Raw genomic sequence first — 25,009 nt, forward strand, 5'->3', positions numbered from 1 at the left:
GCCAGCTGCAGGATGCCGGGCTTGTCGTGGCTGGCGGCCAGACGCAGAAACAGGCGACGGCCTTCTGTCGCTACAGTTCCGGCACTGACCAGCGCTCGGCCCGGGCCTGTTGCTCGTAGAAGCCGCGCTCCAGCGCGTCTTCGATCTTGAGCAGCTCCACGTAGTGCGACCAGCTCAATTGGTAAGAAGGCTTCTGACTTATCGGCGCGCTGGCTGGGTAGGGTTGGTACAGCGGGCGCAGATAAACCAGAATGCGGCGGCTGAAACCAATGCCATGCCGCAGGCCCAAGTCAACGGCGAGAGTCTGGATCAGCGCCGTGCCGTATTCGGCCTGCTGCTCCGTGAGGTGCTGGTCAGTTCCATGCAAAACCCTGTTTCTTCAGGTGCTCGTCGGCTTGGCGGGTACTGGCAATCGACCATTGTGCCAATGACACCGGCAGGCCCGAACTCAGGGCTCAGACGTGTGCCGGCTCGGGGCAGCAGTTATGGAGCCGCGCCGCGCACTGGGGAGAAAAGGCCGCACAGTTGCGATGACGTAGAGGCTACCATCCGTAGCATCCAGTGCAGGCACAAGCCCCACATAGAGCGGAGGTTTACGATGACTTCAACAGACCACAGTCCAACGTCAAAGCTCGTCTTGTCATCGGGCGTGATCGCCGTCCTTTGCTACGCCATGGCAACCGTCGGCCAGGTGCTGTCCGGCTCCACAAGCCTGGCCGTGGCGTGGCTGATCAAGCTATTGCTCGCTCTCGGTGCCAGCGTGGTGGCCGCAGCGTGGGTTAACCGGCGCGGTGTTGATCGCGAGACGGGGGTGCCTGCCCAGTCCTACCGAAACGATTCTTGACGGATGGATGTCGCTGGCCGCGCCGAAAGGCGCCGTGTTGAGGAACGTCGGCGGCGAGCGTTGGGACCTCTGGCATTATCGCGTCGAGCGCGCAAAGGCCTCTGGCAGCTTAGCGATTACCTTGATCTCGAACTGGAAACCGGACAACCAGGTGACGCCAATGGCGGTCGCGGTCGGATACGGCGCCTCGCCCCAGTACTCTGCGGCCACGGCCCAGGCACGTTCGAAATGCTCTTGCGGGTTCACCATGAAGACTGTCACATCGATCACGTCGGCGAAGCTGCAGCCGGCCTCGGCCAGGATGGCATTGAGATTGCGGAAGGCCAGGCGCACCTGCTCATCGAGCTGCGGCTCGGGCGAGCCATCGGGCCGGCTGCCGACCTGGCCCGAGACAAACAGCAAACCATTGGAGCGGATGGCCGGCGAGTAGCGGTGCAGCTCGTAGAGCGCGTGACGGCCGGCGGGGATGACAACATCGCGTGTGGACATGCGGGAACTCCTTGAAGGCATGAATGAAGTGAAAAGGGATCGGATGTCGAGACTTTAGGAAGTCCGCGCCGCGCGATAAACAAGCAGCTCGCACAATGACTGTTTGGCGATTCGGGACAATCGCCGCCGAGCCCTCATTCCATTCCCCACCTCTTTCGCCACACCAGCCAACCCGAGCCGATGGACCGATTCGACACGCTGCAAGCCTTCGCCCGCGTGGTGGAGGCCGGCAGCTTCACCAAAGCGGCTCAGACCCTGCACCTGAGCAAGACCTCCGTGACGCAGCTGGTGCAGCAGCTGGAGGCACGGCTGCGCGTCAAGCTGCTGCACCGCACGACCCGGCGGGTGACGGTGACGCCCGAGGGGGCCGCGTACTACGAGCGCGTCGTGCGCGTGCTCGCGGACCTGGAGCAGGCCGATGCCGGGCTGGCCGGCCTGACGGCGGCGCCGCGCGGCCGCCTGCGAGTGGACGTGCCGAGCCCGTTTGCGCGCCTGATCCTGATGCCGGCGCTACCCAAGTTCCATGCGCGCTATCCGGAGATACAGATCGATATGGGCGTCAGCGACCGCATCGTCGATGTGATCGGCGACAACGTCGACTGCGTGCTGCGCGGCGGCGAAGTCACCGTGCCCTCGCTGATCGCACGCCGCGTCGGCGAGCTGCAGCTCGGCATCTATGCCGCGCCCGACTACCTGCAGCGCGCGGGAACACCCAACCATCCCGCCGAGCTGAACGACGGCGCTACGCCTCACCGCATCGTCGGCTTCCTGCGCTCCGGCAGCGGCCGGGTCGCGACGATGCCGATGCAGCGCGGCCGGGGCGCCGCGGAGGAATCCGTCGAGGTCTGCGGCCGCTACGTCGTCGCGGCCGACGACGGCAACGCCTATCTCGCGGCCGGCCTCGCCGGCATGGGCGTGCTCTGGCTGCCGCGCTATCTGGCCGAGCCCCATGCTGCGCGCGGCGAGCTGCTGCCCCTGTTCGACGGCTGGCAGCTTGACGCTATGCCCCTGTACCTCGCCTACCCGCCGACACGGCATGTCAGCGCCAAGCTGCGGGTGTTCATGGACTGGATTGATGAGTTGATGGCGGGGGATGCGCTGGGGTCGAGCCGTCCGTGAGCGGCCTGTCCCGGCCGGCACGGCGAGATTGCGTGTGCCGTCGGATCGCCCAGCGGCAAGCGGATCAACTGGCCCCAGCTGCTCCATAGAATCACGAATCCCGACCGCGCGACGCAAGCCATGGAACGCAACCTCAACGACGTGATGCTGGGCAGTCTCGAACTGTTCTGCCTGGCGGCCGAGTTGCAGAGCTTCACGGCGGCGGCGCAGGCGGCGGGGCTGAACCCAGCGGCGGTCAGCCGGTCGGTGGCTCGTCTTGAAGTGCGCTTGGGTGTGCGACTCTTTGTGCGCAGCACGCGGCGCATCCACCTGACCGACAGCGGGCGCACCTACTACGACCACTGCCGTCAGGCCCTGAGCCTGATGCGTGACGCCGAAGCCAAGCTGACCGGCGCGCAGACAGCGCCCAGCGGCCTTCTACGCATCAGCATGGCCTCGCCCTACGGGCATTGCCGGGTGCTGCCGCTGCTGCCGAAATTCCGCCTGCGCTACCCGCTGGTGCAGTTCGAGCTGAACCTGAGCAACCGCAACGTCGACTTCACCGCCGAGGACTTCGACCTGGCTATCCGCGGCCGCACGCCGCCCGACTCCACGCTGATCGCCCGCAAGCTGGAGGATGCGGAATTGGTGCTGGTGGCCTCGCCCGACTACCTGGCCCGCGCCGGCGTGCCACGGTCGCTAGACGACTTGTCGCGGCATGACTGCCTGCAGTTCGTACTGCCCAGCACGGGGCAGTTCGTGTCATGGCAATTCCGCGTCGATGGCCGGGAGGTCGACCTGGCCACGCCGCCCAGCTACCGCTGCGTCGAGGACTACCTGGGCATGGTGACGCTGGCGCGCCAGGGGGCGGGGCTGCTGCAGACCTACCGCTACATCGTCCAGGAAGACCTCGCCTCGGGGCGGCTGCAGGAGCTGCTCCCGGCCTTCGGCGGGCGCTCCCGCGCCTTCTCGCTGATCTACCCCAACCGCGAGCACACCGCGTTGCGGGTGCGAGCCTTGATCGAGTTCCTGATCGAGGAACTCGCACACGGCCCCGTCAGCGCCGAACGCTGAAGCCTGGGTTCAGCGGCTGACCGCCGCCCCTCGAAGCGCTCGCGCAGCGCGTTGATCCTGTCGAGCCTGTCCGCAGCGCCGGCGTAGCCCGCCAAGACCGGGTGACCTCAGCGCGCAATTCAGTCGTTCCATCGTGGTGACTTCTGCTGCCGGCCCGACATCCCTAGATTCAGGCCATGGTCGATTTCGGCCACGGAGCCGTCGCCACTCTCTCCATGGCGTCCCATCAGGAGCAATGAAACATGAGCAACCGTCATCAACAGCATAGAGTCGCCGTCATCACTGGCGCATCGCAAGGCATCGGCGCCGGCGTCGTCAAAGGGTTGCGTGAGCACGGCTACCGCGTCGTCGCCACGTCCCGCTCGATCAAACCGTCCGACGATCTGGGCGTGGTCACCGTGGCTGGCGACATCGGCTCGGCCGACACCGCCCGACGCGTCGTCGACGAGGCCTTGCAACGCTTCGGCCGCATTGACCTGCTGCTGAACAATGCGGGCATCTTCACCGCCAAGCCCTTCACGCAGTACACGCTGGAAGACTTTGAAGCGAACATCTCGACCAATGTCGCCGGCTTCTTCCACATCACGCAGGCCGTAGTCGCCCAGATGGAGCGCCAGGGCTCGGGCCATGTGGTGAGCATCACTACCAGCCTGGTCGACCATGCGAACTCGAACGTGCCGTCGGTCACTGCCTCGCTGACCAAGGGCGGACTGAACGCCGCGACGAAATCGCTGGCCATCGAGTACGCCAAGAAAGGCATCCGCTTCAACGCGGTCTCGCCCGGCATCATCAAGACGCCGATGCATCACGAGTCGACGCACGAATGGCTGGCCGCACTGCACCCGGTCGGTCGCAACGGAGAGATCGCCGACATCGTCGACGCAGTGCTCTACCTCGACGCTGCCAACTTCGTGACCGGCGAGATCCTGCATGTCGATGGCGGCCAAAGCGCTGGCCACTGACATCGAGTCGACCCAAAGGAGAAACCCATCATGCCCATCGTCACCATCCAGATCACCCGCGAGGGTTCCAAGCCCGGCCAAGATCGCGCCACTGCCGAAGAGAAGGCCTGCCTGATCCGGGGCGTCAGCGAACTACTCAGGGATGTCCTGGGAAAGCCGCTCGACAGCACCTTCGTCGTCATCGACGAAGTCCCAACCGAAAATTGGGGCCGGGGCGGTCTGCCAACCCTGGAGCACCGACGGCGGCTTGCCGAAGCTGCCGGCAACTGACGACCGACATCGCAGCAGCTGCAGGCACGCGCTGGCAACGACTCAAGCCGCCGCCACTCAATGCCCTCCCGCCAGCAACGCCGCATTGCCCCCGGCGGCGGCGGTATTGATCGTCAAGGTCTGCTCTGCCGCAAAGCGGTAGAGCTGGCCGACGCTGCAGGCTTCGAAGGCGGTGATCAGCGGGAGGATAGCTCCGGGGCGTTCGGCCAGCTGGCGTTGGACCTCGCGGGCCAGCGCGGCGTCGGGCGTGGCCAGGCAGACGCCGGCGATGCCGGGACTGGCGATCCAGGCGGTCTGACCCTCGTGGCCGATGAGTTGCACCAATCTCAGGTCCAGGCCGGTGCCGCTGAGCGCATGCAGCAGCTTCTCGGCAAGGGGCCGGCTGTGCTCATCCACCAGCACGGCCAGCGCATTGCCGGCCAGCAGTGCACTGGCGACCACACCACTCAGGCCGCGCTGGCCGGCGCCGGCAGCCAAGGCAACGAAGACGCCGCGGGCATGCTGGCGCAGCTCGTTGCTCTCGCCGGTGGGGCCCGGCAGCGTCTTGGGGTCCAGGTCTTGCTCGGCCTGCTGAGCCAGCGCGGCGATCAGCGCGGCGCTGGCGGTGTCCAGGCCCGCGCCGGCGCGCTTGAGCAGCGCGGCGCGTTCGGCCACCGGACGCTCGCTCCAATGCGCCTGGGCCTGCTGCAGTGCGGCCAGCGCATCAGCGGGAACCGGTGCCGGGCCGCTACTGCCTGAAGTGGAGACGACCGCTGCGGACGATTCGAGGCCGGCCTCGGCCACCGCGGCAAAGCGCTGCAGATAGTGCGGACCGCCGGCCTTGGGGCCGGTGCCGGACAGGCCCTCGCCGCCAAAGGGCTGGACGCCGACCACGGCGCCGATGATGTTGCGGTTCACATAGACATTGCCAATCTTGGCAAGGCTCGCAAGCCGCTGGGCGCGGCTGTCGATGCGGGTCTGAATACCCAAAGTGAGACCAAAGCCCAGTGCGTTGATCTGCTCGATGACCGCATCCGGCTCGCCGCTCCAGCGCACCACATGCAGCACTGGGCCGAAGATCTCGGCGCCCAGTTGATCGATGCGGCCCAGCTCGAAGGCCACCGGCTGCACCAGGCGCGGCATGCTGTCGTGCACCGGCGCCTCGGCGATGAGTGTCGCCTCGCGCTTTAGGCGCTCGACATGGCGGCTGATGTTGGCGAAGGCCTCGTCGTCAATCACCGGGCCAACATCAGTGGCCAGATCGTCCGGCCGGCCGACCCACAGCTCGCGCAGCGCGCCGGCCAGCATCTCGATCAGGCCGTCGGCAATGCTCTCGTGCACGCACAACAGGCGCAGCGCCGAGCAGCGCTGGCCGGCCGAGCGGAAGGCGCTCTGCACGACGGCGTCGATGACCTGCTCGGGCAAGGCGGTCGAGTCGACCAGCATCGCGTTGATGCCACCGGTTTCGGCGATCAGCGGCACGATTTTGCCCGGCTTGGCGGCCAGCGTCTTGTTGATGATTTGCGCAACCTGGGTCGAGCCGGTGAAGCAGACACCGGCCGTCAGCGCATGGGCCACCAGCCCGGCGCCGACGGTCTCACCGGCGCCGTGCAGCAGCACCAACGCATCGGCCGGCACGCCGGCGGCGTGCAGCAGCTCGACCAGCTTCAGCGCGACAAACGGGGTCTGCTCGGCGGGCTTGGCCGCCACCGTGTTGCCGGCCACCAGGGCCGCGACCACCTGGCCGGCAAAAATGGCCAGCGGGAAGTTCCAGGGGCTGATGCAGACGAACACGCCACGGCCGCTCAAAGGCGAAGGCTGGGCCTGTGCCTCGTCAGCGTAGTAGCGCAGGAAGTCGACCGCCTCGCGCACCTCGGCGATGCAGTCGCCGGCGGTCTTGTAGGCCTCCTTGACCAGCAGGCCGCTGAACTCGTGCAGCCGCGCATCAAGCGCATCGGCAGCTCGACGCAGGATGGCGGCGCGTTCGGCCACCGGCGTGGCGTTCCAGGCTGGGAAGCCGGCCGCCAGGCCCTGCATTGCGGCCTCGACCTCGGCGGCCGAGGCCTCGGCCACCGGCGCGATGCGCGCAGCAGCAATCGCATCGACAAAGGGCTGGCGCTGGCCCGGCGCGGTCAGGTCGGCGCCGGTGGAGTTGGCGCGGCGGCTGCCGTACAGCGCCGCGGGCAGCGGCAGGGCGCCCTGGGCAGCCACCTGCTGTAGCGGCGAGCCCAAGAGCTCGGGGACCTGCACATTGACATCGGCCAGCTGGTGGACGAAGGAGCTGTTGGCACCGTTCTCCAGCAGGCGGCGCACCAGATAGGCCAGCAGATCGCGGTGCTCGCCGACCGGGGCGTAGACGCGGCAGGGGATGCTGCCGTCCTTCAAGACCTCACGGTAGACGCCCTCGCCCATGCCATGAAGGCGCTGCATCTCGAACGGGGCCTTGGCCTTGCGCGCCATCTGCACGATGGCCGCGATGGTGCCGGCGTTATGGCTGGCGAACTGCGGGTAGATCACACCGGCATGCGCGATCAGTGCCTGGGCGCAGGCCAGATAGGACACATCAGTGTGCTGCTTGTGCGTGAACACCGGGTAGGAGGCCAGGCCCTGCTCCTGGGCGCGCTTGATTTCGCCGTCCCAGTAGGCGCCCTTGACCAGGCGTACCATGAAGCGCAGCCCATGCTTGCGGGCAATCGCCGCCACCTCGTTGACCACGTCCAGCGCACGGGTCTGGTAGGCCTGAACGGCCAGGCCAAAACCGCGCCACTGCGGGTAGTGGCCGGCGATGCGGGCCGCCAAGGTGTCCAGCACATCTAGCGAGAGCTCAAGGCGGTCGACCTCCTCGGCGTCGATGGTCAGATTGATATTGGCCTGAGCGGCCAGCTCGATGAGCTGCCAGACCCGCGGCAGCAACTCGGCGAAAACGCGCTCGCGCTGCAGCACCTCGTAGCGCGAGAACAGCGCGCTGAGCTTGATCGAAATGCCGTCGGCGGACTCCGGCGAGGCCGCCTTGGCGCCGGCGGCGATCGCCTTGATTGCACCGACGTAGGCAGCTTGGTAGCGGCGCGCGTCGCTCTCGGTGCGGGCGCCCTCGCCCAGCATGTCGTAAGAAAAGCGCAGCATCGGCTCGGCCTTGCGGGCGTCCGTCGCCTCGCCCATCGCCTCCTGGATATTGCGGCCCAGTACGAACTGCCGGCCCAGCAGCTGAATCGCGCGGACAGTGGCCGCGACCACGGTCTGCGCGCCCAGGCGGGTCAGCAGGCCGCCCTCGCCCTCGGCATTGGGCAGGAACTTCTTGGACAAGGAGATGGCCGAGGCGGACAGGCTGGCCAGCATCTTGTGCGGGCCCTCCGACGCGCCATCAAACTGCCCCCGACCCAGTTGGTCGGCCGTCAGCGCAATCGCGGTCGGCACATCGGGCACGCGCAGCAGCGCCTCGGCCAGGCGCATCAGCGCCAGGCCCTCGCTGCTGGTGATCGGATACTCGCGCAGCAGTGATTCCATCGCCCAAAAGGGCGCGGGGTTGGCGCGCACCTGCTGCACCCAAGGGCCGGCGTGATTGATCACCGCCGGCCAGTCGAGGCTGACGCTGGCGGCCAGCGCGGTGACCACCGGGATCTCGGCGCGGTAGGGGTCGGGCAGACGGGCAACTTCGGTCGGTAGGGCAAAGGCGGTCATGACGGTCCCCAGAGTGGTGGAGCTAGTGAATGCCTGAACTTTATTGATCTCTCACATGGATTAAATTCGGAAGCAACGCACTTCATACGATAAAAATCCTGTGACCGACGAACTCGACAAGATCGACGCCCGCATTCTGCGCGCGCTGCAGGCCGATGGCCGCATCTCCAACCTGAAGCTGGCCGAGGCGGTGCACCTGTCGCCGACCGCGGTGCTGGAGCGTGTCAAGCGGCTGACCCGCGAGGGCTACATCCTCGGCTACGAGGCGCGGCTGAACCCGGCCAAGCTGGGGGCCAGCATGCTGGTCTTCATCGAGATCCTGCTGGACCGCACGGTGCACGATGTGATGGACAACTTCAAGGCCGCCGTCCAAGCCCGGCCCGAGATCATGGAATGCCATCTGGTGGCCGGCGGCTTCGACTACCTCTTGAAGACCCGGGTGGCAGATATGGGGCACTACCGCGAGTTCATCGGCAGCGTGATCTGGACCCTGCCGGGCGTGCGGGAAACCCGCACCTATGCGGTGATGGAGGAGGTCAAGCACACGACTGCACTGCCGATCTGAGGCTCAAAGACGGTGAAAGGCGGGGTTTCAAGGTTTTTCGAAGCCCCCGGCGGAGGGTAGGAAGGCCACCCTCTCCCCCATCGCCCCCCCCTGCGTGTGATGGAAATGCGCCCAGCAGCAGACCACACTGAATCCATCGCCAGCCCGCATCCCTCGGAGTCCACCATGAAAGTCCAGGCCCGCCAGATCACCGCCGCCGCCCTACAAGCCGGCCAGGCCCTGATGGCCACGTTGTTGCCGGAGCCGGGTGCGCGCTGCGGCTGGTTCGACTCCAGCTTCGAGTTGAGCCAGGGTCTGGTGATCAGCGAGGAGGCAGACGAGGCGGTGCTGGCGCTGTGGTGCCAGCAAGGCGGTGCGGCGCTGCACTGAGCTTGGGCGGCATGCGGCGGCGATGCAGGTCCTGGCGGGTGTAGACCTGGGGCCGGCCCGACAGCTGCAAGGACAGCTCCACCATCAGATCATGGCTGCGTGAGCGCGGCGCACTCAGCGGCAGGATCAGCAGGCCGGCGGCCAGTGCGGCCGGCAGCCATAGCGGCAGGGCCAGGCGCAAAGCCGGCGCGCAGCGCAGCGCCATGAAGCTGGCCAGCGCGCCGAGCGCGAAACCGCTCGCCGACTCCGAGGCTGAGTGAGCGTGTACTTCCAATCTGGAGTAGGCCACGAGCGCAGCCAGCACAAAGCTGGCGATCACGGCCAGCTTCTGCATAAGTTTGTCCCGACCCAGCAGTGCGACCCAGGCCAGCAGCGGAAAGCAGGCGGCGGCAAACATCGCATGGCCCGAGAACCCGGTGAAATCCCAGCGCGCCGACCCATGGCCCCAGCCCATGAACGCCACTTTGCTGAGCGCGGTCAGCCCGGCGACCAGGGCCAAGCCGGCCAGCCAGCGCAACGCCAGCCGCCCCTGACCGGCGCCCAGCCACAGCCACAGCATCGCAGCCAGCAGCAGCGGGACAAGGATTTGCGCTTCGCCCAGGCGGGTCAGAAGCGCCCAGGTGGCGGCAGAGGGATCCGGGTTTTCCAGCATGGCCGGCATGCTACGCGATGAAGCGCTGGCCGATCACGCCAGCTGCAGGCGGCGCACGGCCGGCTTGCGGTCCGGCTCGGGTGGTGGCGTGAAGCTGAAGTCCTCGGCCGGCATCGCGCGGCCGTAAAACCAGCCCTGGGCCCAGTCACAGCCCTCGCGGCGCAGCCAGGCGGCCTGCTCGGCGGTCTCGACGCCCTCGGCCAGCACATCCAGGTTGAGACTGCGCGCCAGCACGATGACGGTGCGGGCAATCGCCGCCACATTGCTGTCAATGCCCAGTTCGGAGACAAAGCTGCGGTCGATCTTCAGGGTCTGCACCGGCATGCGCTTCAGATAGGACAGCGACGAGTAGCCGGTGCCGAAGTCGTCGATCGCGACCCGCACGCCGCGCTCGGTCAGCTGAGTCAGCAAAGCAATGGCCGCCTCCGCATCCTCCAGCAACAGGCTCTCTGTGACCTCCAGCTCCAGCGCCTGCGGCGGGCAGCCAGTCTCGGCCAGGATGAAATCGACGGTCTCGACGAAATCGGCCTGGCGCAGCTGGCGGGCCGAGACGTTCACCGCGATCTGCTGTGGCTTGCCCGGCTGGCCATGCCAGCGCGCGGCCTGGGCGCAGGCTTCCTGCAGCACCCAGCGGCCGATCGGGATGATCAGACCGGTGTCTTCGGCCAGTGGGATGAACTCGGCCGGCGAAATCGGGCCGCGGGTCGGATGGCGCCAGCGCAGCAAGGCTTCGGCGCCGATCAGCTCGCCGTCGGAGAGGCGCACCTGAGGCTGGTACTCGATGCGGAACTGCGCCGCCTCGTTGGCAAGGCGCAGCGCGTGGGTCAGCTCGAAGCGCTGCTGAACCGCCAGTGTCAGCTCGGGCCGGTAGGCCTGGACCGTGTTGCGCGCGCTCAGCTTGGCGCGGCACATCGCGGCCTCGGCATTGCGCAGCAGATCGTCCACCGTCGTGCCATCGGTCGGGAACAGCGCCAAGCCGATGCTGGCGCCCAAATTGAAACGCTGGGCGCCAACCATGATGGGCTCGTCCATCGACTGGATCAGCCGGTCGCCCAGGCGCATCGCGGTCTCCTCGTCGACCAAGCCCGAGAGCACGACGACGAACTCATCGGCGCCGACTCGGGCCACCGAGTCGCTGGCCCGCACGACATTGATGAAGCGCTCGGCCGTGACCTTGATGACCTCGTCGCCGGCGGCGTGGCCGGCGATGTCGTTGACATCGCGGAAGCCGTCAAGATCGATGTAGAGCACGGCCACGCAGGTGTGGTCACGCTGGGCAATGCTGATCTGGCGCGTCACGCGGTCCCGCAGCAGGGCCAGATTGGGCAGGCCGGTCAGCCGGTCGTGCAAAGACTGGTGCAGCAGCTCGGCCTCGGTCTGCTTGATCTTGGAGATATCGGTCAGCACCAGCAGATGCTGCAGCGGGCTGGAGCTGCCGGGCTGCACCCGCACCAGCGTCGCCCAGACTGGCACTGGCTCCCCGTCGCGCCGGCGCAAGGTCAGCTCGCCGCACCACTTGCCCTCGCGCTCCAGCGCCTCGGTGAGCTGGGTCTGCAGGTCCGGCGCCTGTTCGCCGGGGCGCAGCGGCTGCGGCAGCCGGCCCAGCACCTCGCGCGAATCGAGGCCGCTGATCTGGAAGAAGGCCGGGTTGGCGTCGACCACCCGCACCTGGTCGTCGAGCAGCAAAATACCCTCGGCGCAATGCTCAAACACCATGGCCGCACGCTTGAGCTCGTCCAGCGCCAGTTGCAGCTCGGTCATATCGCGCGCCACGCCCAGCAGGCCCAGGGCCTGGCCGTCGGCCCGCACCGGCGCTTGCTGCATGTCCAGGCACAGGCGCACGCCGTCGGTGCCGCGCGCCCAGGCGCGTCCGCGCTCGGGCAGCGGCTCGGCCAGGTCGGCATCCCGCTTGCCCTGCAGCTGCGCCTCGCTGAGGCCGATCAGACGCTCGAACGCCGGGTTGCAGGCCTCATAGGCACCGCTGGCGTCCTTCAGATAGACCGCGTCGGGGATGGCATTGAGCAGGGCCGCCAGGCGGCTGCGCTCGCGGCGCGCGGTCACCAGCTCGGCTCGGCGCTGGCGCAGCCAGCGCCGCTGCTGCCAGACCAGGCCCAACGTCGCACCCATGGCCAGCGCGCCGACCACGCAGAAGGCACCCAGCCACAGCGTCGGGTCGCGCAGTCCGCTGGCCACGGCGGTGTCCGCCCAGGCGGCAGCCGCCGGCAGCGACAGCAGCGCGAATCCAGCCAGCGGCCGGTGACGGCGACGGTTGATCAAGCTCATGGACGGACAGACCCTCGGTTCACGACATGCCGGCGCGACGCGGTGCCGGTGGTGACTGCTTTATGTGCCACAAGCGCTCGTGGCGCTTGTGCCCTCATCATTCCCTGAGGCTGTCGGAAGTGTCTGCGCCCGGCTTGAGTCTGGCTAGGGTTTACAGGCTGCTGCCGACCCGGGTTCCCTGCAATATTGCACGCTTGGCATCGAGTTCACCGGCCTCCAGCGCACCGCCGATCAGGTGCACGCTGCGCCCGGCCGCGCGCAGCGGCGCCTCCAATTCGCGCAGGGGCTCCTGGCCGGCACATAGCACCACGGTGTCAGCCGCCACCAGCTGCATGTCCTGGCGTTTGTCGCCGTAGCTGACCCACAGGCCCTCGGCGCTGATGGCCTCGTAGTTGACGCCCGCCACCATCTCGACCTGCTTCATCTTCAGCGCCGCGCGATGGATCCAGCCGGTGGTCTTGCCCAGGCCCGCGCCGGGCTTGCCGGCCTTACGCTGCAACAGCGTGATCGCGCGGGCCGGCGCCGAGGGCTGCGGGCGGCGCACGCCGCCGCGCACCTCGCTGGGATCGGCCACGCCCCACTCGCGCTGCCAGGCAGCCGGATCAAGAGTCAAGGAGTGAGCCCCTTCAACCAGGAACTCCGCCACATCGAAGCCGATGCCACCGGCGCCGACGATGGCCACGCGCTGCCCCACCGGCGCGCGCTTGAGCAGCACATCGATATAGGACAGCACCATGCCGGCCAGCGCCGGATCGTCCTGGCCCTTGATGCGCGGGTTGCGCGGCGTCACGCCTGTGGCCAGCAGCACTTCGTCATAGGCCATCAGCTCGGCGGCGGCCACTCGCTGCTGTAGATGCAGCCGCACGCCCGTGATCTCGATGCGGCGGCCGAAATAGCGCAGCGTCTCGCTGAACTCTTCCTTGCCGGGTATTCGCCGGGCCAGATTGAACTGGCCGCCGATCTCGGCCGCGCTGTCGAACAGGTGCACCTCGTGGCCGCGCTCGGCCAGCGTCGTCGCCGCCGCCAGGCCGGCCGGACCGGCGCCGACCACGGCGATTTTCTTGCGCTGCGTCTGGGTGGCCGCGATCGGGACGATGCGCAGCTCCTGCTCGAAGGCTGCGCGCGGGTTCACCAGGCAGGTCGAGATCTTTTGCGCAAAGGTGTGGTCCAGGCAGGCCTGGTTACAGGCGATGCAGGTGTTGATCTCGTCGGCCCGGCCCTCGCGCGCCTTCTTGACGAACTCGGGATCGGCCAGAAAGGGCCGCGCCATGCTCACCATATCGGCGCTGCCGTCGGCCAGCACGCGCTCGGCCACCTCGGGCGTGTTGATGCGGTTGCTGGTGATCAGCGGCGTCGTGATGCCATCCTTGCGCAGCTCGGCCCTGAGTTTGGCGGTCACCCAGGCAAAGCCGGCACGCGGCACGCTGGTGGCAATCGTCGGGATGCGCGCCTCGTGCCAGCCGATGCCGGTGTTGATGATCGTCGCGCCGCCGGCCGCGACCCGCTTGGCCAGGGTCACGACCTCGTCCCAGTTGCTGCCACCGGGCAGCAGATCCAGCATCGAGAGCCGGTAGATGATGATGAAGTCGGGGCCGACCGCCGAGCGCATGCGCGCGAGGATTTCCAGCGGCAGGCGCATGCGGTTCTCGTAGGAGCCGCCCCAGCCGTCGTTGCGCTGGTTGGTGTGTGTGACCAGGAACTGGTTGATGAAATAGCCTTCTGAGCCCATGACCTCGACGCCGTCATAGCCGGCCTCGCGGGCCAGCCGGGCGCAGCGCACAAAAGCGCTGATCTGGCGCTCGATGCCTCTTGCTGACAGCTCGCGCGGCGTGAAGGGGGAGATCGGCGACTGGATCCGCGAGGGCGCCACGCAAAAGGGGTGGTAGCCATAGCGCCCTGTGTGCAGGATTTGTAAAGCGATCTTGCCGCCCTCGGCATGCACGGCCTGGGTGATCTGCCGGTGCCGCCGCGCCGCGCCCGAGGTCGCCAGGGTGCCCGCGAAGGGCTTGGCCCAGCCCTCGATATTGGGGGCGAAGCCGCCGGTCACGATCAGGCCGACCTCGCCGCGCGCGCGCTCGGCGAAGTAGACCGCCATGCGCTCGAAGTGCTTGCGCCCGTCCTCCAGCCCGGTGTGCATGCTGCCCATCAACACGCGGTTCTTCAGCGTCGTGAAACCGAGGTCCAGCGGCTGCAGCAGGTGGGGATAGGACATGGCGGGAAATCCTCGGGGGTCAGGTCACGTCGGATGACGCCTGGAATGGTAGCCCCAACACTTCTTCACACTCAGCAATACGAGGACAAAGCCCAGCAATGTCGGCCCGCTCCAATCGCGCCCAACAACAAGGAGTGAGATATGGTTTCGAGGCGCTTGATCATGGGTGTGGCAGTTTGCGCAGCAATGCTGGCGGCCTGCGGCGGCGGCGGCAGTGACGACGACAGCGGTAGCGCGCAGATCCGGCTGGTCAACGCCAGCAGTGCCTACAGCGCCTTGGACCTGACGGTCACCGACAGCAATGTTGCCACCGGCGTTGCCTACGGCGGCGCCAGCAGCTACGCCTCGGCCAAGGCGGGCGAAAGCGTCACCGCCTTGGTCAAGTCGGCCGGAAGCACCCTGAGCTCGCTCTACCCGACCCTGACCAAGGGCAACCACTACAGCCTGATCGCCTATGGCTGGTCCGGCAATATGAAGAGCACGATTCTTCAGGAAGAAGAAGAGGCACCGGCCGAGAACTACAGCAAGCTGCTGGTGCTGAATTTGGCCGCCGATGCCGGCACGCTGGACGTCTATCTGACCCAGAACACCGACAGCCTGGACAACGCCTCGCCGACCATCAGCGCCATCGCCGGCGGCGGCAGCAGTGGCTACACCTCGGTGGCCAGCGGCACCTACCGGGTGCGCGTCACCGGAAGCGGCAAGAAGAGCGATCTTCGACTGGACATTCCCAGCATCACGCTGAGCAGCAAGCAGGTCGGCTCGCTGGTGATCACGCCCACACCCGGCGGCGTGCTGGTCAACAGCATACTGATGACGCAGCAGGGCAGCGTTGCCGCCCATGGCGCCACCAATGCGCGGGCCCGCGTTGTCGCGGCGGTGGCCGACGGCGCCCAGGTCAATGTCACACTGGCCGGCACCCCGCTGATGCCGACTTCGATCGCACCCAATATCGGCGAATATCAGATCGTTGCCGCAGGTAGCCCCAACCTGCTGGTCAATGTCAACGGTCAGGCGCTGCCCGTGGCCACCCCGGCACTGACGGCGGGCAATGACTACACGGTGCTGGTCTGGGGCGAGCCGGGCGCGCCGCAGATCAGCGTGATCAGCGACGACAACCGCCTGCCGACCACCAGCGGCACGGCCAAGTTCCGCATCATCAACGGTGTCGCGCGTCTGAACGCCGGCCTGACGATGACGCTGGACTACAGCGCCATTGCCAGCAACGTGCTGCCGGGCACGGCCTCGACGGTCGCCACGGTCAACAGCAGCGCCAGTTCCCTGCTCAATGTCGGTGCGCCGACCTCAGGCACCCCGGTCTACAGCGTCGCCAGCCTGCCGGTGCTGTCCGGCGGCATCTACACCGTCTTCATGATGGGCGGCGCCAACAATATCCAGGGCACCTTGCGCCGCGAGCGCTGAAACGCCGACCCCTCCCAGAGTTCCTCCCCTGTGACCCCGTCCAGCGCCCGGCGCTGCGGGGTCTTTTTTTGCTCGCGCATGCCGCCAGGCGCACAAGCCCCGCGCAGGCCTGGTGCAAGATAACCGTCCATGTCCGCCAGCGCCGCCGCCGCCCGCCAGGCCCTCTGGGTCGGCCTCGCCACCATCCTGGTCTGGGGTCTGAACTTCCCGCTGCAGAAAACCTTGTTCGCAGCGATGGGGCCCGAGGGCTTTCTCTTCTTGCGCTATCTCTTGATGCCCTTGTGCGCGACCGCCCTGCTGCTCTGGCATTTCGGCCTGAGCTGGCCGCGCCTGCCGCGCGCCGACTGGCTGGCGCTGTTGCGCCTGGGCCTGATCGGCCAGGGCCTGCATCTGGCGCTGGCCACCTATGGGGTGCATTGGTCGACCGCCTTCTCCAGTTCGGTGCTGCTGGCCTGCGGGCCGGTATTCACCTTGCTGATACTGCGCGCCTCGGGGCTGGAGCGGCTCAGCCGCGCCCAGGTCGGCGGCGTCGCGCTAGCGGCGGCGGGCGCACTGCTCTTCATGTCGGACAAGCTGCTCGGTGCCCAGTGGCGGGCCAGCGGCGGCGACCTGGTGCTGCTGCTGGCGGCCGCGCTGTTCAGCTACTACACGGTGGCCAGCAAGCCACTGATCGCGCGGTATGGCGGCGTGCTGGTGATGGGCCATGCGACGCTGATCGCCACGATGCCGGTGCTGCTCTTCAGCGCGCCGGCCGCGCTGCGTGTCGACTGGGCCGGCCTGTCGCCCTGGCTATGGCTGGGCGCGGTCTGGGCCGTGGTCGCCAGCGGTTTCGTTGGCTGGCTGGCCTGGGGGTGGGTCAATGCCAAGCGCGGCGTCGCACGAACCGCGCCACTGATCTATCTGATGCCGCCGATTGCCGGCCTGGCGGCCTGGGCCAGCACCGGCGAGTCCTATACCGCCGTCAAGCTGCTGGGCGCGGCCCTGGCGCTGAGCGGCGTTGCGCTGAGCGGCGTTGCGCTGGCCCAGTTTGCCAAGCAGGGTCAGGCTGCCTTGGTGGCCAAGGACACGCCACCGCTGGACTGACGGCGCGCGCTTGTCGGCCGACACGCCGATGTGCGAGCATCGCCTCATGTCCATCCAACGCCGCCCGTTCCTTGCCGCCGGTCTGGCCCTACCCGGCTGGGCCAGCGCCGAGCCTGCATCCGTCACGCTGCGCATCGTCAGCGGCGACCTACCGCCGTTTGCGATCGAGGGCCAGCCCGGGCGGCCCGGCGTGCTGGTGGAGCTGGTCGAGGAGCTGACCCGACGCACCGGGCACGCGGTCAAAGTCGACTTCTACCCCTGGGCTCGGGCCATGCAGATGGCCAGCGCCCAGCCCCGCGTTGCAATCCTGCCTCTGACGCGCACGCCCGAGCGCGAGCCCCATTACCAATGGCTGCTGAAACTCTATGTGCAGCACTTTGTCTTCATCAACCGCGCCGGCCGCCCCCCGGTCAGCAGCCTGGAGCAGGCCAGACGGCTCAAGCTGACGGTGCTGCGCGCCAGCCCGAATCTGGCCCAGCTGCAGCGTCACGGCTTCAAGGACGAACTGGTACTGCAGGCCCACAGCGTCGAGGACATGTTGCGCCAGCTCGAACGCGGCCATGTCGACGCGATCTATGGCGGCGATGTCATCAATATGGACAAGGTACGCGGCAGCGGCCGCGACATCACGCAATTCCAGATCGGCATGGAGCTGGAGGCCGGCGAAGTCTGGCTGGCAGCCAGCACCGGCGTCACCTCAGCCGAGCTCGCCGCGCTGCAGCAGGCCCGCCACACGATGCTGCAGGACGGCAGCATCGAGCGTCTGTTCAGGGCCTATGGCATCAGGCCGCGCGCGGAAGACCTGCGCTAAGCTTGTCGGCACGCGGTGCCAGCAACAGGTACAGCAACGGGCCGAAGGAGCCGGCCGCCAGGGTCAACAGCACATAGGGCCAGAAGCGCCGGCGGCTGCGCTGCGCATCGCGCCACAGAAAGCCCAGCAGCAGCACCGAGGCGATCAGCAGGTCCAGCACCACCTGCCTGCCGGCAAGATTGCTCAGCAGGGCTTGCCACAGGCCCAGATAGCCGAGCTCGGCGATCACATATAGCGAGTAGGCGCCAAAGACGGCGAACACCAGGGCAAGAGCGACTTTCATCACAGGTCCTTTCATCACGGGTTTGGCATCGGAAACGGCGCCAGTCTCGGCGCCGGACCGGCCTGCCGCAATGACCTTTCAGGTCATTGCGGCAAGACCTGGCCCCGTTAGGATTCAAGCCATGAACACCTCCACCCTCGCCGCCCTGCGGGCCCAGCGCCGCATCAGCCAGCTGGAACTGTCGCTGCGGGTGGGCGTCTCGCAACGCCATCTCAGCTGTATCGAGACCGGCCGCTCGCGCGCCAGCCGCGAGATGCTGATGGCCGTACTGGACGCGCTCGATGCGCCGCTGGCCGAGCGCAACCAGGCCTTGCTGGCGGCCGGCTATGCGCCCGCTTATACCGAGACCAGTCTCGACGACCCCGGGATGGCGCCGGTGCGTGCAGCGCTTACCCATCTGCTGGACGCCCATGATCCGGCCCCGGCCCTGGTGATGGACGGTAGCTGGACCCTGCTGATGTCCAACCGCGGCCTGCGTGGCCTGATGCGACTGCTGGGCGTCGATCCGGCCCTGCTGGACAGCGGCGACTTCAATCTGCTGCGCGCTTGTCTGCGGCCCGGCGGACTGCGCCATCTGTGCGTCAACGAGGAGGAGGTCTGCGCCGGACTGTGGCAACGCGCCTGCGGCGAGGCGCAGCATGTGCCGGCGCTGCGCCCGCTGCTGGAGGAGCTGCGCCCCCATGTGCCGAAGGCGCTGGCGCCTGCGCCCGTCACACCGCTGATGCACACGCGATTGCGCTCCTCGGCAGGCGAGCTCGCGCTGTTCTCGGCCTTCACCACCTTCGGCACGCCGCTGGACGTGACCGTGGCCTCGCTGCGGGTCGAGCACTTCTTCGCGGCCAATGCGGCGACGCGGGAGGCGTTGGCGCGGGCCGCTTCGGACTAGGCGCCGCTGCGGCCGGGGGTCGCGACGGCCGAGTGCAGCAAGCCGGCGTTGTGGCGGCTCAGAAAGTCGATCAGCTGATCACCTTAGTCGGCCGCTACGGCGGCCCGCACGCTGGGCCGTTGCGAGAGCTCGTGGCGCCAACGGCGCAGCCTGGGCGTGTCAGTGAAGACACCGAGCTCGCACAGGCCATCGAAGGTGTCGAGATAGCGCCAAGCCGGCGCGAACACCGCATCGACGAGGCCGAAGCTGGCACCGGCGAAACAGGGCCCGTCGCGGAGCACGCTTTCGAGGCATGGCTTGAGGCAAGCCGACCCGAGCTGGACGGCACGGCCGTCGGCTAGCAGCCAGCAAGCACGGCACATCACTGTGGCAAATACAGCTGGTCGGAATAAGTGGCCAGCCACTGCGGCCGGAAGGCCACGAAGATGGCGGTGAGCATCCCGGTGATGAAAGCGTCGCCCCAGGCGCTCAGCCAGCGACCCAGCATCAGGTCGGCCTCGCTGAGTGAGGCCATGCCACCGTGCAGAGCCAGCGCCGCCGCGCCGCTGAGTGTTCCGGCCAGCAGGGTCGCGACAAAGCCCCGCCCCAGGATGTAGACCATCAGATGCTGCGGCAGCCAGCGCCGCACGCCGGCGCCCAGCCCCAGCGCCAGCGTGGCCGGCAGCAGGCCCTGCCACACACCGCGCTGCAGCGCCTCGGCCCATGACAGATCGGCCAGCCAGGCCGTCAACAAGGTCACCGGCACCAGCCCGAGCACCGCCAGAGGCCAGCCCGCCATCAGCAGCAGCAGGCAAGCCCCCGACAGCGGCTGCAACACCGCCGACTGCGCCAGCCGGTCTGCGCTCCACAGCAGCGGCATCCCCGCCACGCCCCAGGCCAACCAGGGCCAGGGCGGGCCGCCCGGCGGCAGGCCGCGCCAGGGGCGCAACAGCAGCGCGATACCGATGGCGGCCAGGGCCAGCAGGAGGTTCAAGAGCCAATGCATGGCAGGATTGTCGGCACTTATGCGAGCGGTTGGCTGAGCCGGCTTAGCCCTTAGCATCTAAAGCCCGTGCCAACTGATGCCCTCTCGGCATGCGTCGCCAACCTCTGCGGCTTGCCTGTTTGTTTTTCTGCACCGACACCGTGGAGTCTCCATGCCGCGCAGCACTGCCCCCGAATTCACCCGCGCGAAGGTCCGGCCACCCGGCGCGGACTTCGCCGACTACTGCTGCGAGCTGCTGGGGAGCCTCGGCGAGGTGCAGGCCAAGCGCATGTTCTCGGGCTGGGGTTTGAGCGTGGACGGCCTCACGGTCGCGATCATTGCCTGGGACCGGCTCTACCTCAAGGCCAACGCCAAGACTCAGGACCACTTCGCCAGCGCCGGCTGCCAGCTCTTCGAATACGAAGCCAAAGGCAAGACCCGGCGCCTGCATTACTACACCGCCCCCGACAGTGCGCTTGAGTCGCGCGCCGCGATGCAGGCCTGGGCGGAATTGGCCATGCGGGCGGCGGTGGCGGCGAGAAAGCCGGGCAAGCGCAGCCATACCCTAGCAGCGCCGAGCTGATGCCGATTCGCGAGCCAGGAACGCAAGCGCCTTGATCACGAAGTCCGCGTGGAACTGGAATACCGCGCCGTGTCCGGCATCGGGATAGATCAGGAGTTCGCTGTTCGGAAGCCGCCGCGCCAGGTCGTAGGTAAGCTTGCTGGGGACCATGCGATCGCTGTCGCCGTTGGCGACGAGCACTGGATGCACAAGCCTGCTCAGGTCCGCCTGGGCTTTCTCGCCCCACAGTCGCAGCGCCTTCAGCTGGGCACGCAACGCGGCAACCGTGATCTTCTTGTCTCGGCCTTCGGCGCGTTCCTGGATTCGCTGCAGGAATTCCTTGCCCGCACGGATCCCTGTCGGCGTCCTGGTGAAGAACAGAAACTGCTTTGGGTCCTGCCCGGTCAAAAAGCCCCGGAGCATGTCCAGATAGGTCACGCGGGCCAACTTGCTGATGCCTTCGCCGCCTGCGGGGCCGGTTCCCGTGATGATCATCCTGCGCACCAGTTCCGGCCTCATCAGCACGATCTCCTGCGCAATCATGCCGCCCATCGAAAAGCCGAGAAGATCCACCTGAGCCAGCCCCAAGCCCTCGATGAAGGTGATCGCATCCTTGGCCATCTCTTCGATCGAGGCCGCCGGAGCGCCGCTGGACGCGCCCACGCCCCGATTGTCGAAGGCGATGACACGATGCCGAGCCGCCAGTCCGTCGATGACGCGGGGGTCCCAATTGTCCAGTACGGCGGCCAGGTGGATCAGACAGACGACCGGTGTGCCGGAGTTCTGCTCCCCGAGCTCGCGGTACGCGAAAACCACGCCTCCTGCGGTGATGCTCCGGGTTGGAACATCCTTCCAGGTGGGCGTCGAGGGCTGCGATGCCAGCGGTTCGATGAGCATAGTGGTCTTTGCGTGAGTAGCTGCGTTCAGTGGCTGTGAACCCGGTTCACTTGACCTTGATGACGACCTTGCCCTTGGCGCGGCCGGCTGCAACATAGGCCAAGGCCTCGTTGGTCGATTCGAAAGGGAATACCTTGTCGATGACGGGACAGATCGCACCCGCTTCGATGAGGTCGGTGATCTGCCGGAGCTGGACACCGTCGGCCTTCATGAAGAGGAAGGCATAGCCAATGCTTCGGCCTCGTGCGCGGCGTCTGATGCCCGCGCTCAGCAGCCGTATCACCAGCTTCACGAACCCCGGTGCGGCGATCTCCCGACCGAACTCGGGGTCCGGTGGCCCGGAGATGGAGACGAGCTTTGCGCCGCTCTTGAGCACCCGCAGCGATTTGTCGAGCGTCTTGCCATCCTGGCTGTTCAGCACCAGGTCATAGTCCTGCAAGACATGCTCGAAGTCCTGTGTCTTGTAGTCGATGACGACGTCGGCCCCCAGGCGCGTGACCAGCGCAACATTGGCTGCGCTCGTTGTCGTGGCGACGGTGGCGCCCAAATGCTTGGCCAGCTGGATCGCGAAAGTGCCAACGCCGCCGGAGCCCGCCTGAATGAAAACCTTCTGCCCCTTCTTCAGGCCAGCCTTCTCGACCAATGCCTGCCACGCGGTCAGGCCCACCAGCGGGATGGAGGCAGCTTCCTCCATCGAAAGGCCCCGGGGTTTGAGCGCCAGCGATGCCTCCCTGACCGGAACGAACTCGGCAAAGCTGCCGATCCGGAAGTCATCAACACGCGCATAGACCTCGTCGCCCACCTTGAACTTTCGCGCGCGCGCTCCCGTGCTGACCACGACACCCGCCACATCATGCCCCAGGATGATGGGCAGCCGGTAAGGCAGGATCAGCTTGAACTCGCCGTCCCTGATCTTCGAGTCCAGCACATTGACGCCTGCGGCATGGACTTCGACCAGAACCTCGTCATCGCGCAGCGACGGACTCGGCATGTCGGCCAGGCGTAGTTCGCGCTGCTTGCCGTAGCGCTCCAGAACGAATGCTTTCATGGGATTTCCTTATTCGCATGATGTTCGTAATATCAAAGTTCGAGCAAAAACTGCAAGCCCGGCCATGGACTCAGCGAGCCGATGGGCTCAAGTGATTGAGCGCAGCCTCGCGCAGGCTGTCCGACAGCCCGGGCTCATCGACGGCGCGTGCCAGCAACAAGGCGCCGACCATGGTCGAGATGGTTACGAGTGCCCGTTCATGGGCGCCGGGCTGCCCCCAATCCGGTGACTGGCGGGCGATGAGATCGACCATCTCCTTGATGTGCCGGGTCGCCACCCGACGCACTTCGGGCGCTTGGCGCGAGGTTTCCGAACCCAGCGCGGCCAAGGGGCAGCCCAGGTCTGCGTTCTCTACATGGGCCTTGGAAAGGTAAGCGCTCAGCATGTATGCCAGCGCCATGCCGGGAGGGACTCTCGTCACGACATCGGCCGCTGCGGCGGCGGATTCGGCACATGCTCTGCCAGCCGCTTCCGCCAGCATCGCCTCGCGTGACGGGAAGTGGGAGTAGAAGGCCCCATGCGTCAGGCCCGCCTCCTTCATGATGTCGGCAACCCCGGTCCCGTCGTAGCCGCTTCGACGAATGGCTCGGGCCGCCACCGTCACGATGCGCTCGTGTGTCGCATCCTTCGCTGCAGCCCTGGTGCCGATGTTTGACTTTCGCATGACGATCATCCTACGTCATCATGACATAGCGTGCAGGCCGGGTTGGACGGGCGAGGCGCTCGCCGAGAATCCATCACGACATCCGAGCCGCCCGCATCGCGAGGCGACCCGGCGGCGCGGTGTGGCTGACCAGGCACCTGGGTCTGCCCCTGCCCTGCGCGCCCAGAACAGCAGGTCCGTGACGGCGCCGCCGTAGGGCCGGGGCGTGATGATGACGCGCTTGCCCTGCGGGTCGTCGGCCTCGCGAAAACCGTACTCCGCCGGCATGGGGCTCGAGGCGGTGGTGGACATGGTCATCATGGCCTCCTTGCAAGCGTGGTGTGTGTCCGCTCAGCGCCCGGCACGCCGCAGGGCCGCAGCGCTGCCAGGGCCAGCAGGCCGGCAGCGATGCAAGACAGGATGCGGGTCATGCGGTACTCCTCGGGCGGCGGATGACCCGGGCGATCTTGCGAGCCGGCCAGGCCCGGCGCCACTCCTGTTTGGGAGCGGTCGGCATGCGACCCGGCGGGTTCTCGATCCCGTCGCCCTACTCGTTCAACTTCTTGTTTATTTCTTCCAGTTGACGAGGGTTGCGCGTGGATTCCTTCAGTGCCGAGAGCGCCATCCTGTAAGCCACGTGGTGTGCCTCTGCGCTCGTCGCTTTGACGTCGGGCTGAACGCCGACATGCTCCCAGTTTGCCTTCGTGATGGGGTTGATCGCCTGCCCGATGGGAATGGCAGCGCGATACCCATGGCCCAGTTCGAAAAAGCGCCAAGGGTTCGCACCCCCTTTGGTGGTTTCACCGACGATAGTTGCCCGACGCAGATGTTTCAGGTTGTACGCAAACTCCTCGGCGGCCGAAAACGTCTCGGCGCTGGTCAGAATATACAGCGGAACATCCGTACGCCTTTTGCCGTCAATGTCTTCCAGGGTCCAAAACTCGGTGGTGGAGTTCGACGGCTTCCAGTAGAAGCTGTTCAAGTGAACCTTGCCTGCCAGCAGATAGCTGCTGATCAGTCGCACCATGTCGCCACTGCCGCCACCGTTCTTCCTGAGGTCGAAAATGATGGCATCGGTATCGGCGACCATGGCCATGACCGTTTTAACCCGAGTTCTCGATGCATTATTGACATTGTCAAAACCCCAAAAATTGACATAGCCGATATTGCCGTCAAGTATTTCCACCTTCTCAAATCCTGAATTCTTTCGTCCTAGCTTGGCGAACCAGTCCTCGCCAGCCGCCCGCGCGCCCGTTTGGTTCTGATCTCTCCACTGGACACCAAAATGCTTGTCGAACCGGCGCAACGATGCAGTCAACAGCTCGGTCATTTCCTGGTGTGTTGAAACACTTTTCATCGCACCCGAACGGATCGCGTCATCCAGCGTCTTGTTGATGGCACCGACATGCTCGCTGAGCACGTAGTTATCGCCAATCTCTTGCCTGAGCTTGCCTACGACGAGGTCTTTCTCCTGTTGCGTCATTTCGGCACCAGAAGCGAGCGTCGAAATCGCCAGCAAGAAGGCACCGGCAAAGTTCTTGGTTATCAAGTTGCGACTCCATGGTTAAGGGTGGGCATGAACTCTTCGGGCCTACACAATGCCGACAAGCGCAGCGCAGCGCATCACTGGCTCAAACTCGACAATTGAGTATTTTGCGGCCTTGGCAAGGATGAGAGGATCACTATTGAAAATCTCCTCGACCTCTTGGCGGCTTTCCAGACGAGTCAAAATGATGCCACCACAGCGTGGGATTTTTCTTCCACCGAAGAGCAAATTGCCGCTCTCATAGTGTGCAGCAAGATATTCGCGATGCTGCCCAATGTGTTCGTCAATGACATCAAGCGGCGCGTCAAATATTATATCTATGAGAAACATGGTCCTCCCTATGTCTTACAATCTGCAAGCAGTCAATTTATAATATCACTTCTTTTTTA

At 66.5% G+C, this 25,009-nt stretch carries 27 protein-coding genes; 12 read left to right on the top strand and 15 right to left on the bottom strand.

Annotation, left to right across the window (positions count from 1 at the left end; genetic code table 11):
* Positions 1 to 70: 70 nt before the first annotated feature.
* On the bottom strand, positions 71 to 367 hold the full coding sequence (locus OOZ63_RS11140; protein ID WP_266005547.1) for a DUF1016 N-terminal domain-containing protein: 297 nt from the start codon (positions 365 to 367) through the stop codon (positions 71 to 73).
* Positions 368 to 598: 231 nt separating this feature from the next.
* Between OOZ63_RS11140 and OOZ63_RS11145 the strand changes: the two genes are divergently transcribed.
* Complete coding sequence (locus tag OOZ63_RS11145) at positions 599 to 844, top strand: hypothetical protein (RefSeq protein ID WP_266005548.1); 246 nt, start codon at positions 599 to 601, stop codon at positions 842 to 844.
* Positions 845 to 919: 75 nt separating this feature from the next.
* Here the strand turns inward: OOZ63_RS11145 and OOZ63_RS11150 are convergent, their stop codons facing one another.
* A complete protein-coding gene (locus OOZ63_RS11150) occupies positions 920 to 1,333 on the bottom strand; it encodes a RidA family protein (RefSeq protein ID WP_266005549.1) in 414 nt (137 codons plus the stop codon).
* A gap of 180 nt (positions 1,334 to 1,513) precedes the next feature.
* Here OOZ63_RS11150 and OOZ63_RS11155 point away from each other — a divergent pair, with 180 nt between their 5' ends.
* From OOZ63_RS11155 to OOZ63_RS11170, 4 genes are all read left to right on the top strand, one after another.
* The gene (locus OOZ63_RS11155) at positions 1,514 to 2,452 is read left to right on the top strand and encodes a LysR family transcriptional regulator (RefSeq protein ID WP_266005550.1); all 939 of its coding nucleotides are present in this window, start codon (positions 1,514 to 1,516) and stop codon (positions 2,450 to 2,452) included.
* 120 nt (positions 2,453 to 2,572) lie between these two features.
* Complete coding sequence (locus tag OOZ63_RS11160) at positions 2,573 to 3,505, top strand: LysR family transcriptional regulator (protein ID WP_266005551.1); 933 nt, start codon at positions 2,573 to 2,575, stop codon at positions 3,503 to 3,505.
* 242 nt (positions 3,506 to 3,747) lie between these two features.
* A complete protein-coding gene (locus tag OOZ63_RS11165; RefSeq protein WP_266005552.1) occupies positions 3,748 to 4,467 on the top strand; it encodes an SDR family NAD(P)-dependent oxidoreductase in 720 nt (239 codons plus the stop codon).
* Positions 4,468 to 4,497: 30 nt separating this feature from the next.
* A complete protein-coding gene (locus OOZ63_RS11170) occupies positions 4,498 to 4,737 on the top strand; it encodes a tautomerase family protein (protein ID WP_266005553.1) in 240 nt (79 codons plus the stop codon).
* Between the two features lie 57 nt (positions 4,738 to 4,794).
* Here OOZ63_RS11170 and OOZ63_RS11175 read toward each other — a convergent pair whose 3' ends face one another.
* On the bottom strand, positions 4,795 to 8,394 hold the full coding sequence (locus OOZ63_RS11175) for an L-glutamate gamma-semialdehyde dehydrogenase (protein WP_416234723.1): 3,600 nt from the start codon (positions 8,392 to 8,394) through the stop codon (positions 4,795 to 4,797).
* 100 nt (positions 8,395 to 8,494) lie between these two features.
* Here OOZ63_RS11175 and OOZ63_RS11180 point away from each other — a divergent pair, with 100 nt between their 5' ends.
* Both OOZ63_RS11180 and OOZ63_RS11185 read left to right on the top strand, forming a co-directional pair.
* The gene (locus OOZ63_RS11180; RefSeq protein WP_137944351.1) at positions 8,495 to 8,959 is read left to right on the top strand and encodes an Lrp/AsnC ligand binding domain-containing protein; all 465 of its coding nucleotides are present in this window, start codon (positions 8,495 to 8,497) and stop codon (positions 8,957 to 8,959) included.
* A 165-nt stretch (positions 8,960 to 9,124) separates the two neighbouring features.
* Positions 9,125 to 9,328, top strand: coding sequence for a hypothetical protein (locus OOZ63_RS11185; RefSeq protein WP_266005554.1), 204 nt, complete (start codon positions 9,125 to 9,127; stop codon positions 9,326 to 9,328).
* Here OOZ63_RS11185 and OOZ63_RS11190 read toward each other — a convergent pair.
* The 3 genes from OOZ63_RS11190 to OOZ63_RS11200 all read right to left on the bottom strand — a co-directional run bounded on the left by OOZ63_RS11190 (position 9,261) and on the right by OOZ63_RS11200 (position 14,475).
* Positions 9,261 to 9,980: a phosphatase PAP2 family protein gene (locus tag OOZ63_RS11190; RefSeq protein WP_266005555.1), complete on the bottom strand. Its 720-nt coding sequence runs from the start codon at positions 9,978 to 9,980 to the stop codon at positions 9,261 to 9,263. The two genes, OOZ63_RS11185 and OOZ63_RS11190, sit on opposite strands and share 68 nt — an antisense overlap.
* A gap of 33 nt (positions 9,981 to 10,013) precedes the next feature.
* The gene (locus OOZ63_RS11195; protein WP_266005556.1) at positions 10,014 to 12,263 is read right to left on the bottom strand and encodes a putative bifunctional diguanylate cyclase/phosphodiesterase; all 2,250 of its coding nucleotides are present in this window, start codon (positions 12,261 to 12,263) and stop codon (positions 10,014 to 10,016) included.
* A gap of 151 nt (positions 12,264 to 12,414) precedes the next feature.
* Positions 12,415 to 14,475 (bottom strand): NADPH-dependent 2,4-dienoyl-CoA reductase, encoded by a 2,061-nt coding sequence (locus OOZ63_RS11200; protein WP_266005557.1) that lies wholly within the window; start codon positions 14,473 to 14,475, stop codon positions 12,415 to 12,417.
* Between the two features lie 141 nt (positions 14,476 to 14,616).
* Here OOZ63_RS11200 and OOZ63_RS11205 point away from each other — a divergent pair, with 141 nt between their 5' ends.
* From OOZ63_RS11205 to OOZ63_RS11215, 3 genes are all read left to right on the top strand, one after another.
* Positions 14,617 to 15,897: a DUF4397 domain-containing protein gene (locus tag OOZ63_RS11205; RefSeq protein ID WP_266005558.1), complete on the top strand. Its 1,281-nt coding sequence runs from the start codon at positions 14,617 to 14,619 to the stop codon at positions 15,895 to 15,897.
* Between the two features lie 129 nt (positions 15,898 to 16,026).
* A complete protein-coding gene (locus OOZ63_RS11210) occupies positions 16,027 to 16,980 on the top strand; it encodes a DMT family transporter (RefSeq protein ID WP_266005559.1) in 954 nt (317 codons plus the stop codon).
* A 46-nt stretch (positions 16,981 to 17,026) separates the two neighbouring features.
* Positions 17,027 to 17,791, top strand: coding sequence for a substrate-binding periplasmic protein (locus OOZ63_RS11215; RefSeq protein ID WP_266005560.1), 765 nt, complete (start codon positions 17,027 to 17,029; stop codon positions 17,789 to 17,791).
* Here the strand turns inward: OOZ63_RS11215 and OOZ63_RS11220 are convergent.
* Positions 17,763 to 18,074: a DUF2834 domain-containing protein gene (locus OOZ63_RS11220; RefSeq protein ID WP_266005561.1), complete on the bottom strand. Its 312-nt coding sequence runs from the start codon at positions 18,072 to 18,074 to the stop codon at positions 17,763 to 17,765. The two genes, OOZ63_RS11215 and OOZ63_RS11220, sit on opposite strands and share 29 nt — an antisense overlap.
* Before the next feature lie 121 nt (positions 18,075 to 18,195).
* On the opposite strand from OOZ63_RS11220, the gene OOZ63_RS11225 reads away from it, so the two are divergent.
* Positions 18,196 to 18,960: a helix-turn-helix domain-containing protein gene (locus tag OOZ63_RS11225; protein WP_266005562.1), complete on the top strand. Its 765-nt coding sequence runs from the start codon at positions 18,196 to 18,198 to the stop codon at positions 18,958 to 18,960.
* A gap of 83 nt (positions 18,961 to 19,043) precedes the next feature.
* Here the strand turns inward: OOZ63_RS11225 and OOZ63_RS11230 are convergent, their stop codons facing one another.
* The gene (locus tag OOZ63_RS11230) at positions 19,044 to 19,241 is read right to left on the bottom strand and encodes a glutathione binding-like protein (RefSeq protein ID WP_266005563.1); all 198 of its coding nucleotides are present in this window, start codon (positions 19,239 to 19,241) and stop codon (positions 19,044 to 19,046) included.
* Positions 19,242 to 19,321: 80 nt separating this feature from the next.
* On the bottom strand, positions 19,322 to 19,945 hold the full coding sequence (locus tag OOZ63_RS11235) for a hypothetical protein (RefSeq protein ID WP_266005564.1): 624 nt from the start codon (positions 19,943 to 19,945) through the stop codon (positions 19,322 to 19,324).
* Positions 19,946 to 20,096: 151 nt separating this feature from the next.
* On the opposite strand from OOZ63_RS11235, the gene OOZ63_RS11240 reads away from it, so the two are divergent.
* Positions 20,097 to 20,507, top strand: coding sequence for a TfoX/Sxy family protein (locus tag OOZ63_RS11240; RefSeq protein WP_266005565.1), 411 nt, complete (start codon positions 20,097 to 20,099; stop codon positions 20,505 to 20,507).
* On the opposite strand, the gene OOZ63_RS11245 is transcribed toward OOZ63_RS11240, so the two are convergent.
* The 6 genes from OOZ63_RS11245 to OOZ63_RS11270 form a co-directional block, all read right to left on the bottom strand.
* A complete protein-coding gene (locus tag OOZ63_RS11245) occupies positions 20,490 to 21,383 on the bottom strand; it encodes an alpha/beta fold hydrolase (protein WP_266005566.1) in 894 nt (297 codons plus the stop codon). The genes OOZ63_RS11240 and OOZ63_RS11245 overlap by 18 nt on opposite strands.
* Positions 21,384 to 21,429: 46 nt before the next feature.
* Complete coding sequence (locus tag OOZ63_RS11250; protein WP_266005567.1) at positions 21,430 to 22,431, bottom strand: NADP-dependent oxidoreductase; 1,002 nt, start codon at positions 22,429 to 22,431, stop codon at positions 21,430 to 21,432.
* Between the two features lie 70 nt (positions 22,432 to 22,501).
* Positions 22,502 to 23,104: a TetR/AcrR family transcriptional regulator gene (locus OOZ63_RS11255; protein ID WP_266005568.1), complete on the bottom strand. Its 603-nt coding sequence runs from the start codon at positions 23,102 to 23,104 to the stop codon at positions 22,502 to 22,504.
* A 9-nt stretch (positions 23,105 to 23,113) separates the two neighbouring features.
* Positions 23,114 to 23,392 (bottom strand): hypothetical protein, encoded by a 279-nt coding sequence (locus tag OOZ63_RS11260; protein ID WP_266005569.1) that lies wholly within the window; start codon positions 23,390 to 23,392, stop codon positions 23,114 to 23,116.
* Positions 23,393 to 23,621: 229 nt separating this feature from the next.
* The gene (locus tag OOZ63_RS11265; RefSeq protein ID WP_266005570.1) at positions 23,622 to 24,623 is read right to left on the bottom strand and encodes a S41 family peptidase; all 1,002 of its coding nucleotides are present in this window, start codon (positions 24,621 to 24,623) and stop codon (positions 23,622 to 23,624) included.
* 42 nt (positions 24,624 to 24,665) lie between these two features.
* The gene (locus OOZ63_RS11270; protein WP_266005571.1) at positions 24,666 to 24,950 is read right to left on the bottom strand and encodes a YciI family protein; all 285 of its coding nucleotides are present in this window, start codon (positions 24,948 to 24,950) and stop codon (positions 24,666 to 24,668) included.
* Positions 24,951 to 25,009: the final 59 nt, after the last annotated feature.

It is taken from the genome of Paucibacter sp. PLA-PC-4 (assembly GCF_026241155.1).
Taxonomy (GTDB): domain Bacteria; phylum Pseudomonadota; class Gammaproteobacteria; order Burkholderiales; family Burkholderiaceae_C; genus Roseateles_E.

What these genes read in the sequence shown, in the direction of transcription:
- OOZ63_RS11145 (WP_266005548.1), top strand. Translation starts at nt 599, where the DNA reads ATGACTTCAACAGACCACAGTCCAACGTCAAAGCTCGTCTTGTCATCG.
- OOZ63_RS11150 (WP_266005549.1), bottom strand. Translation starts at nt 1,333, where the DNA reads ATGTCCACACGCGATGTTGTCATCCCCGCCGGCCGTCACGCGCTCTAC.
- OOZ63_RS11155 (WP_266005550.1), top strand. Translation starts at nt 1,514, where the DNA reads ATGGACCGATTCGACACGCTGCAAGCCTTCGCCCGCGTGGTGGAGGCC.
- OOZ63_RS11160 (WP_266005551.1), top strand. Translation starts at nt 2,573, where the DNA reads ATGGAACGCAACCTCAACGACGTGATGCTGGGCAGTCTCGAACTGTTC.
- OOZ63_RS11165 (WP_266005552.1), top strand. Translation starts at nt 3,748, where the DNA reads ATGAGCAACCGTCATCAACAGCATAGAGTCGCCGTCATCACTGGCGCA.
- OOZ63_RS11170 (WP_266005553.1), top strand. Translation starts at nt 4,498, where the DNA reads ATGCCCATCGTCACCATCCAGATCACCCGCGAGGGTTCCAAGCCCGGC.
- OOZ63_RS11175 (WP_416234723.1), bottom strand. Translation starts at nt 8,394, where the DNA reads ATGACCGCCTTTGCCCTACCGACCGAAGTTGCCCGTCTGCCCGACCCC.
- OOZ63_RS11185 (WP_266005554.1), top strand. Translation starts at nt 9,125, where the DNA reads ATGAAAGTCCAGGCCCGCCAGATCACCGCCGCCGCCCTACAAGCCGGC.
- OOZ63_RS11190 (WP_266005555.1), bottom strand. Translation starts at nt 9,980, where the DNA reads ATGCTGGAAAACCCGGATCCCTCTGCCGCCACCTGGGCGCTTCTGACC.
- OOZ63_RS11195 (WP_266005556.1), bottom strand. Translation starts at nt 12,263, where the DNA reads ATGAGCTTGATCAACCGTCGCCGTCACCGGCCGCTGGCTGGATTCGCG.
- OOZ63_RS11200 (WP_266005557.1), bottom strand. Translation starts at nt 14,475, where the DNA reads ATGTCCTATCCCCACCTGCTGCAGCCGCTGGACCTCGGTTTCACGACG.
- OOZ63_RS11205 (WP_266005558.1), top strand. Translation starts at nt 14,617, where the DNA reads ATGGTTTCGAGGCGCTTGATCATGGGTGTGGCAGTTTGCGCAGCAATG.
- OOZ63_RS11210 (WP_266005559.1), top strand. Translation starts at nt 16,027, where the DNA reads ATGTCCGCCAGCGCCGCCGCCGCCCGCCAGGCCCTCTGGGTCGGCCTC.
- OOZ63_RS11215 (WP_266005560.1), top strand. Translation starts at nt 17,027, where the DNA reads ATGTCCATCCAACGCCGCCCGTTCCTTGCCGCCGGTCTGGCCCTACCC.
- OOZ63_RS11220 (WP_266005561.1), bottom strand. Translation starts at nt 18,074, where the DNA reads ATGAAAGTCGCTCTTGCCCTGGTGTTCGCCGTCTTTGGCGCCTACTCG.
- OOZ63_RS11225 (WP_266005562.1), top strand. Translation starts at nt 18,196, where the DNA reads ATGAACACCTCCACCCTCGCCGCCCTGCGGGCCCAGCGCCGCATCAGC.
- OOZ63_RS11235 (WP_266005564.1), bottom strand. Translation starts at nt 19,945, where the DNA reads ATGCATTGGCTCTTGAACCTCCTGCTGGCCCTGGCCGCCATCGGTATC.
- OOZ63_RS11240 (WP_266005565.1), top strand. Translation starts at nt 20,097, where the DNA reads ATGCCGCGCAGCACTGCCCCCGAATTCACCCGCGCGAAGGTCCGGCCA.
- OOZ63_RS11245 (WP_266005566.1), bottom strand. Translation starts at nt 21,383, where the DNA reads ATGCTCATCGAACCGCTGGCATCGCAGCCCTCGACGCCCACCTGGAAG.
- OOZ63_RS11250 (WP_266005567.1), bottom strand. Translation starts at nt 22,431, where the DNA reads ATGAAAGCATTCGTTCTGGAGCGCTACGGCAAGCAGCGCGAACTACGC.
- OOZ63_RS11255 (WP_266005568.1), bottom strand. Translation starts at nt 23,104, where the DNA reads ATGATCGTCATGCGAAAGTCAAACATCGGCACCAGGGCTGCAGCGAAG.
- OOZ63_RS11260 (WP_266005569.1), bottom strand. Translation starts at nt 23,392, where the DNA reads ATGACCATGTCCACCACCGCCTCGAGCCCCATGCCGGCGGAGTACGGT.
- OOZ63_RS11270 (WP_266005571.1), bottom strand. Translation starts at nt 24,950, where the DNA reads ATGTTTCTCATAGATATAATATTTGACGCGCCGCTTGATGTCATTGAC.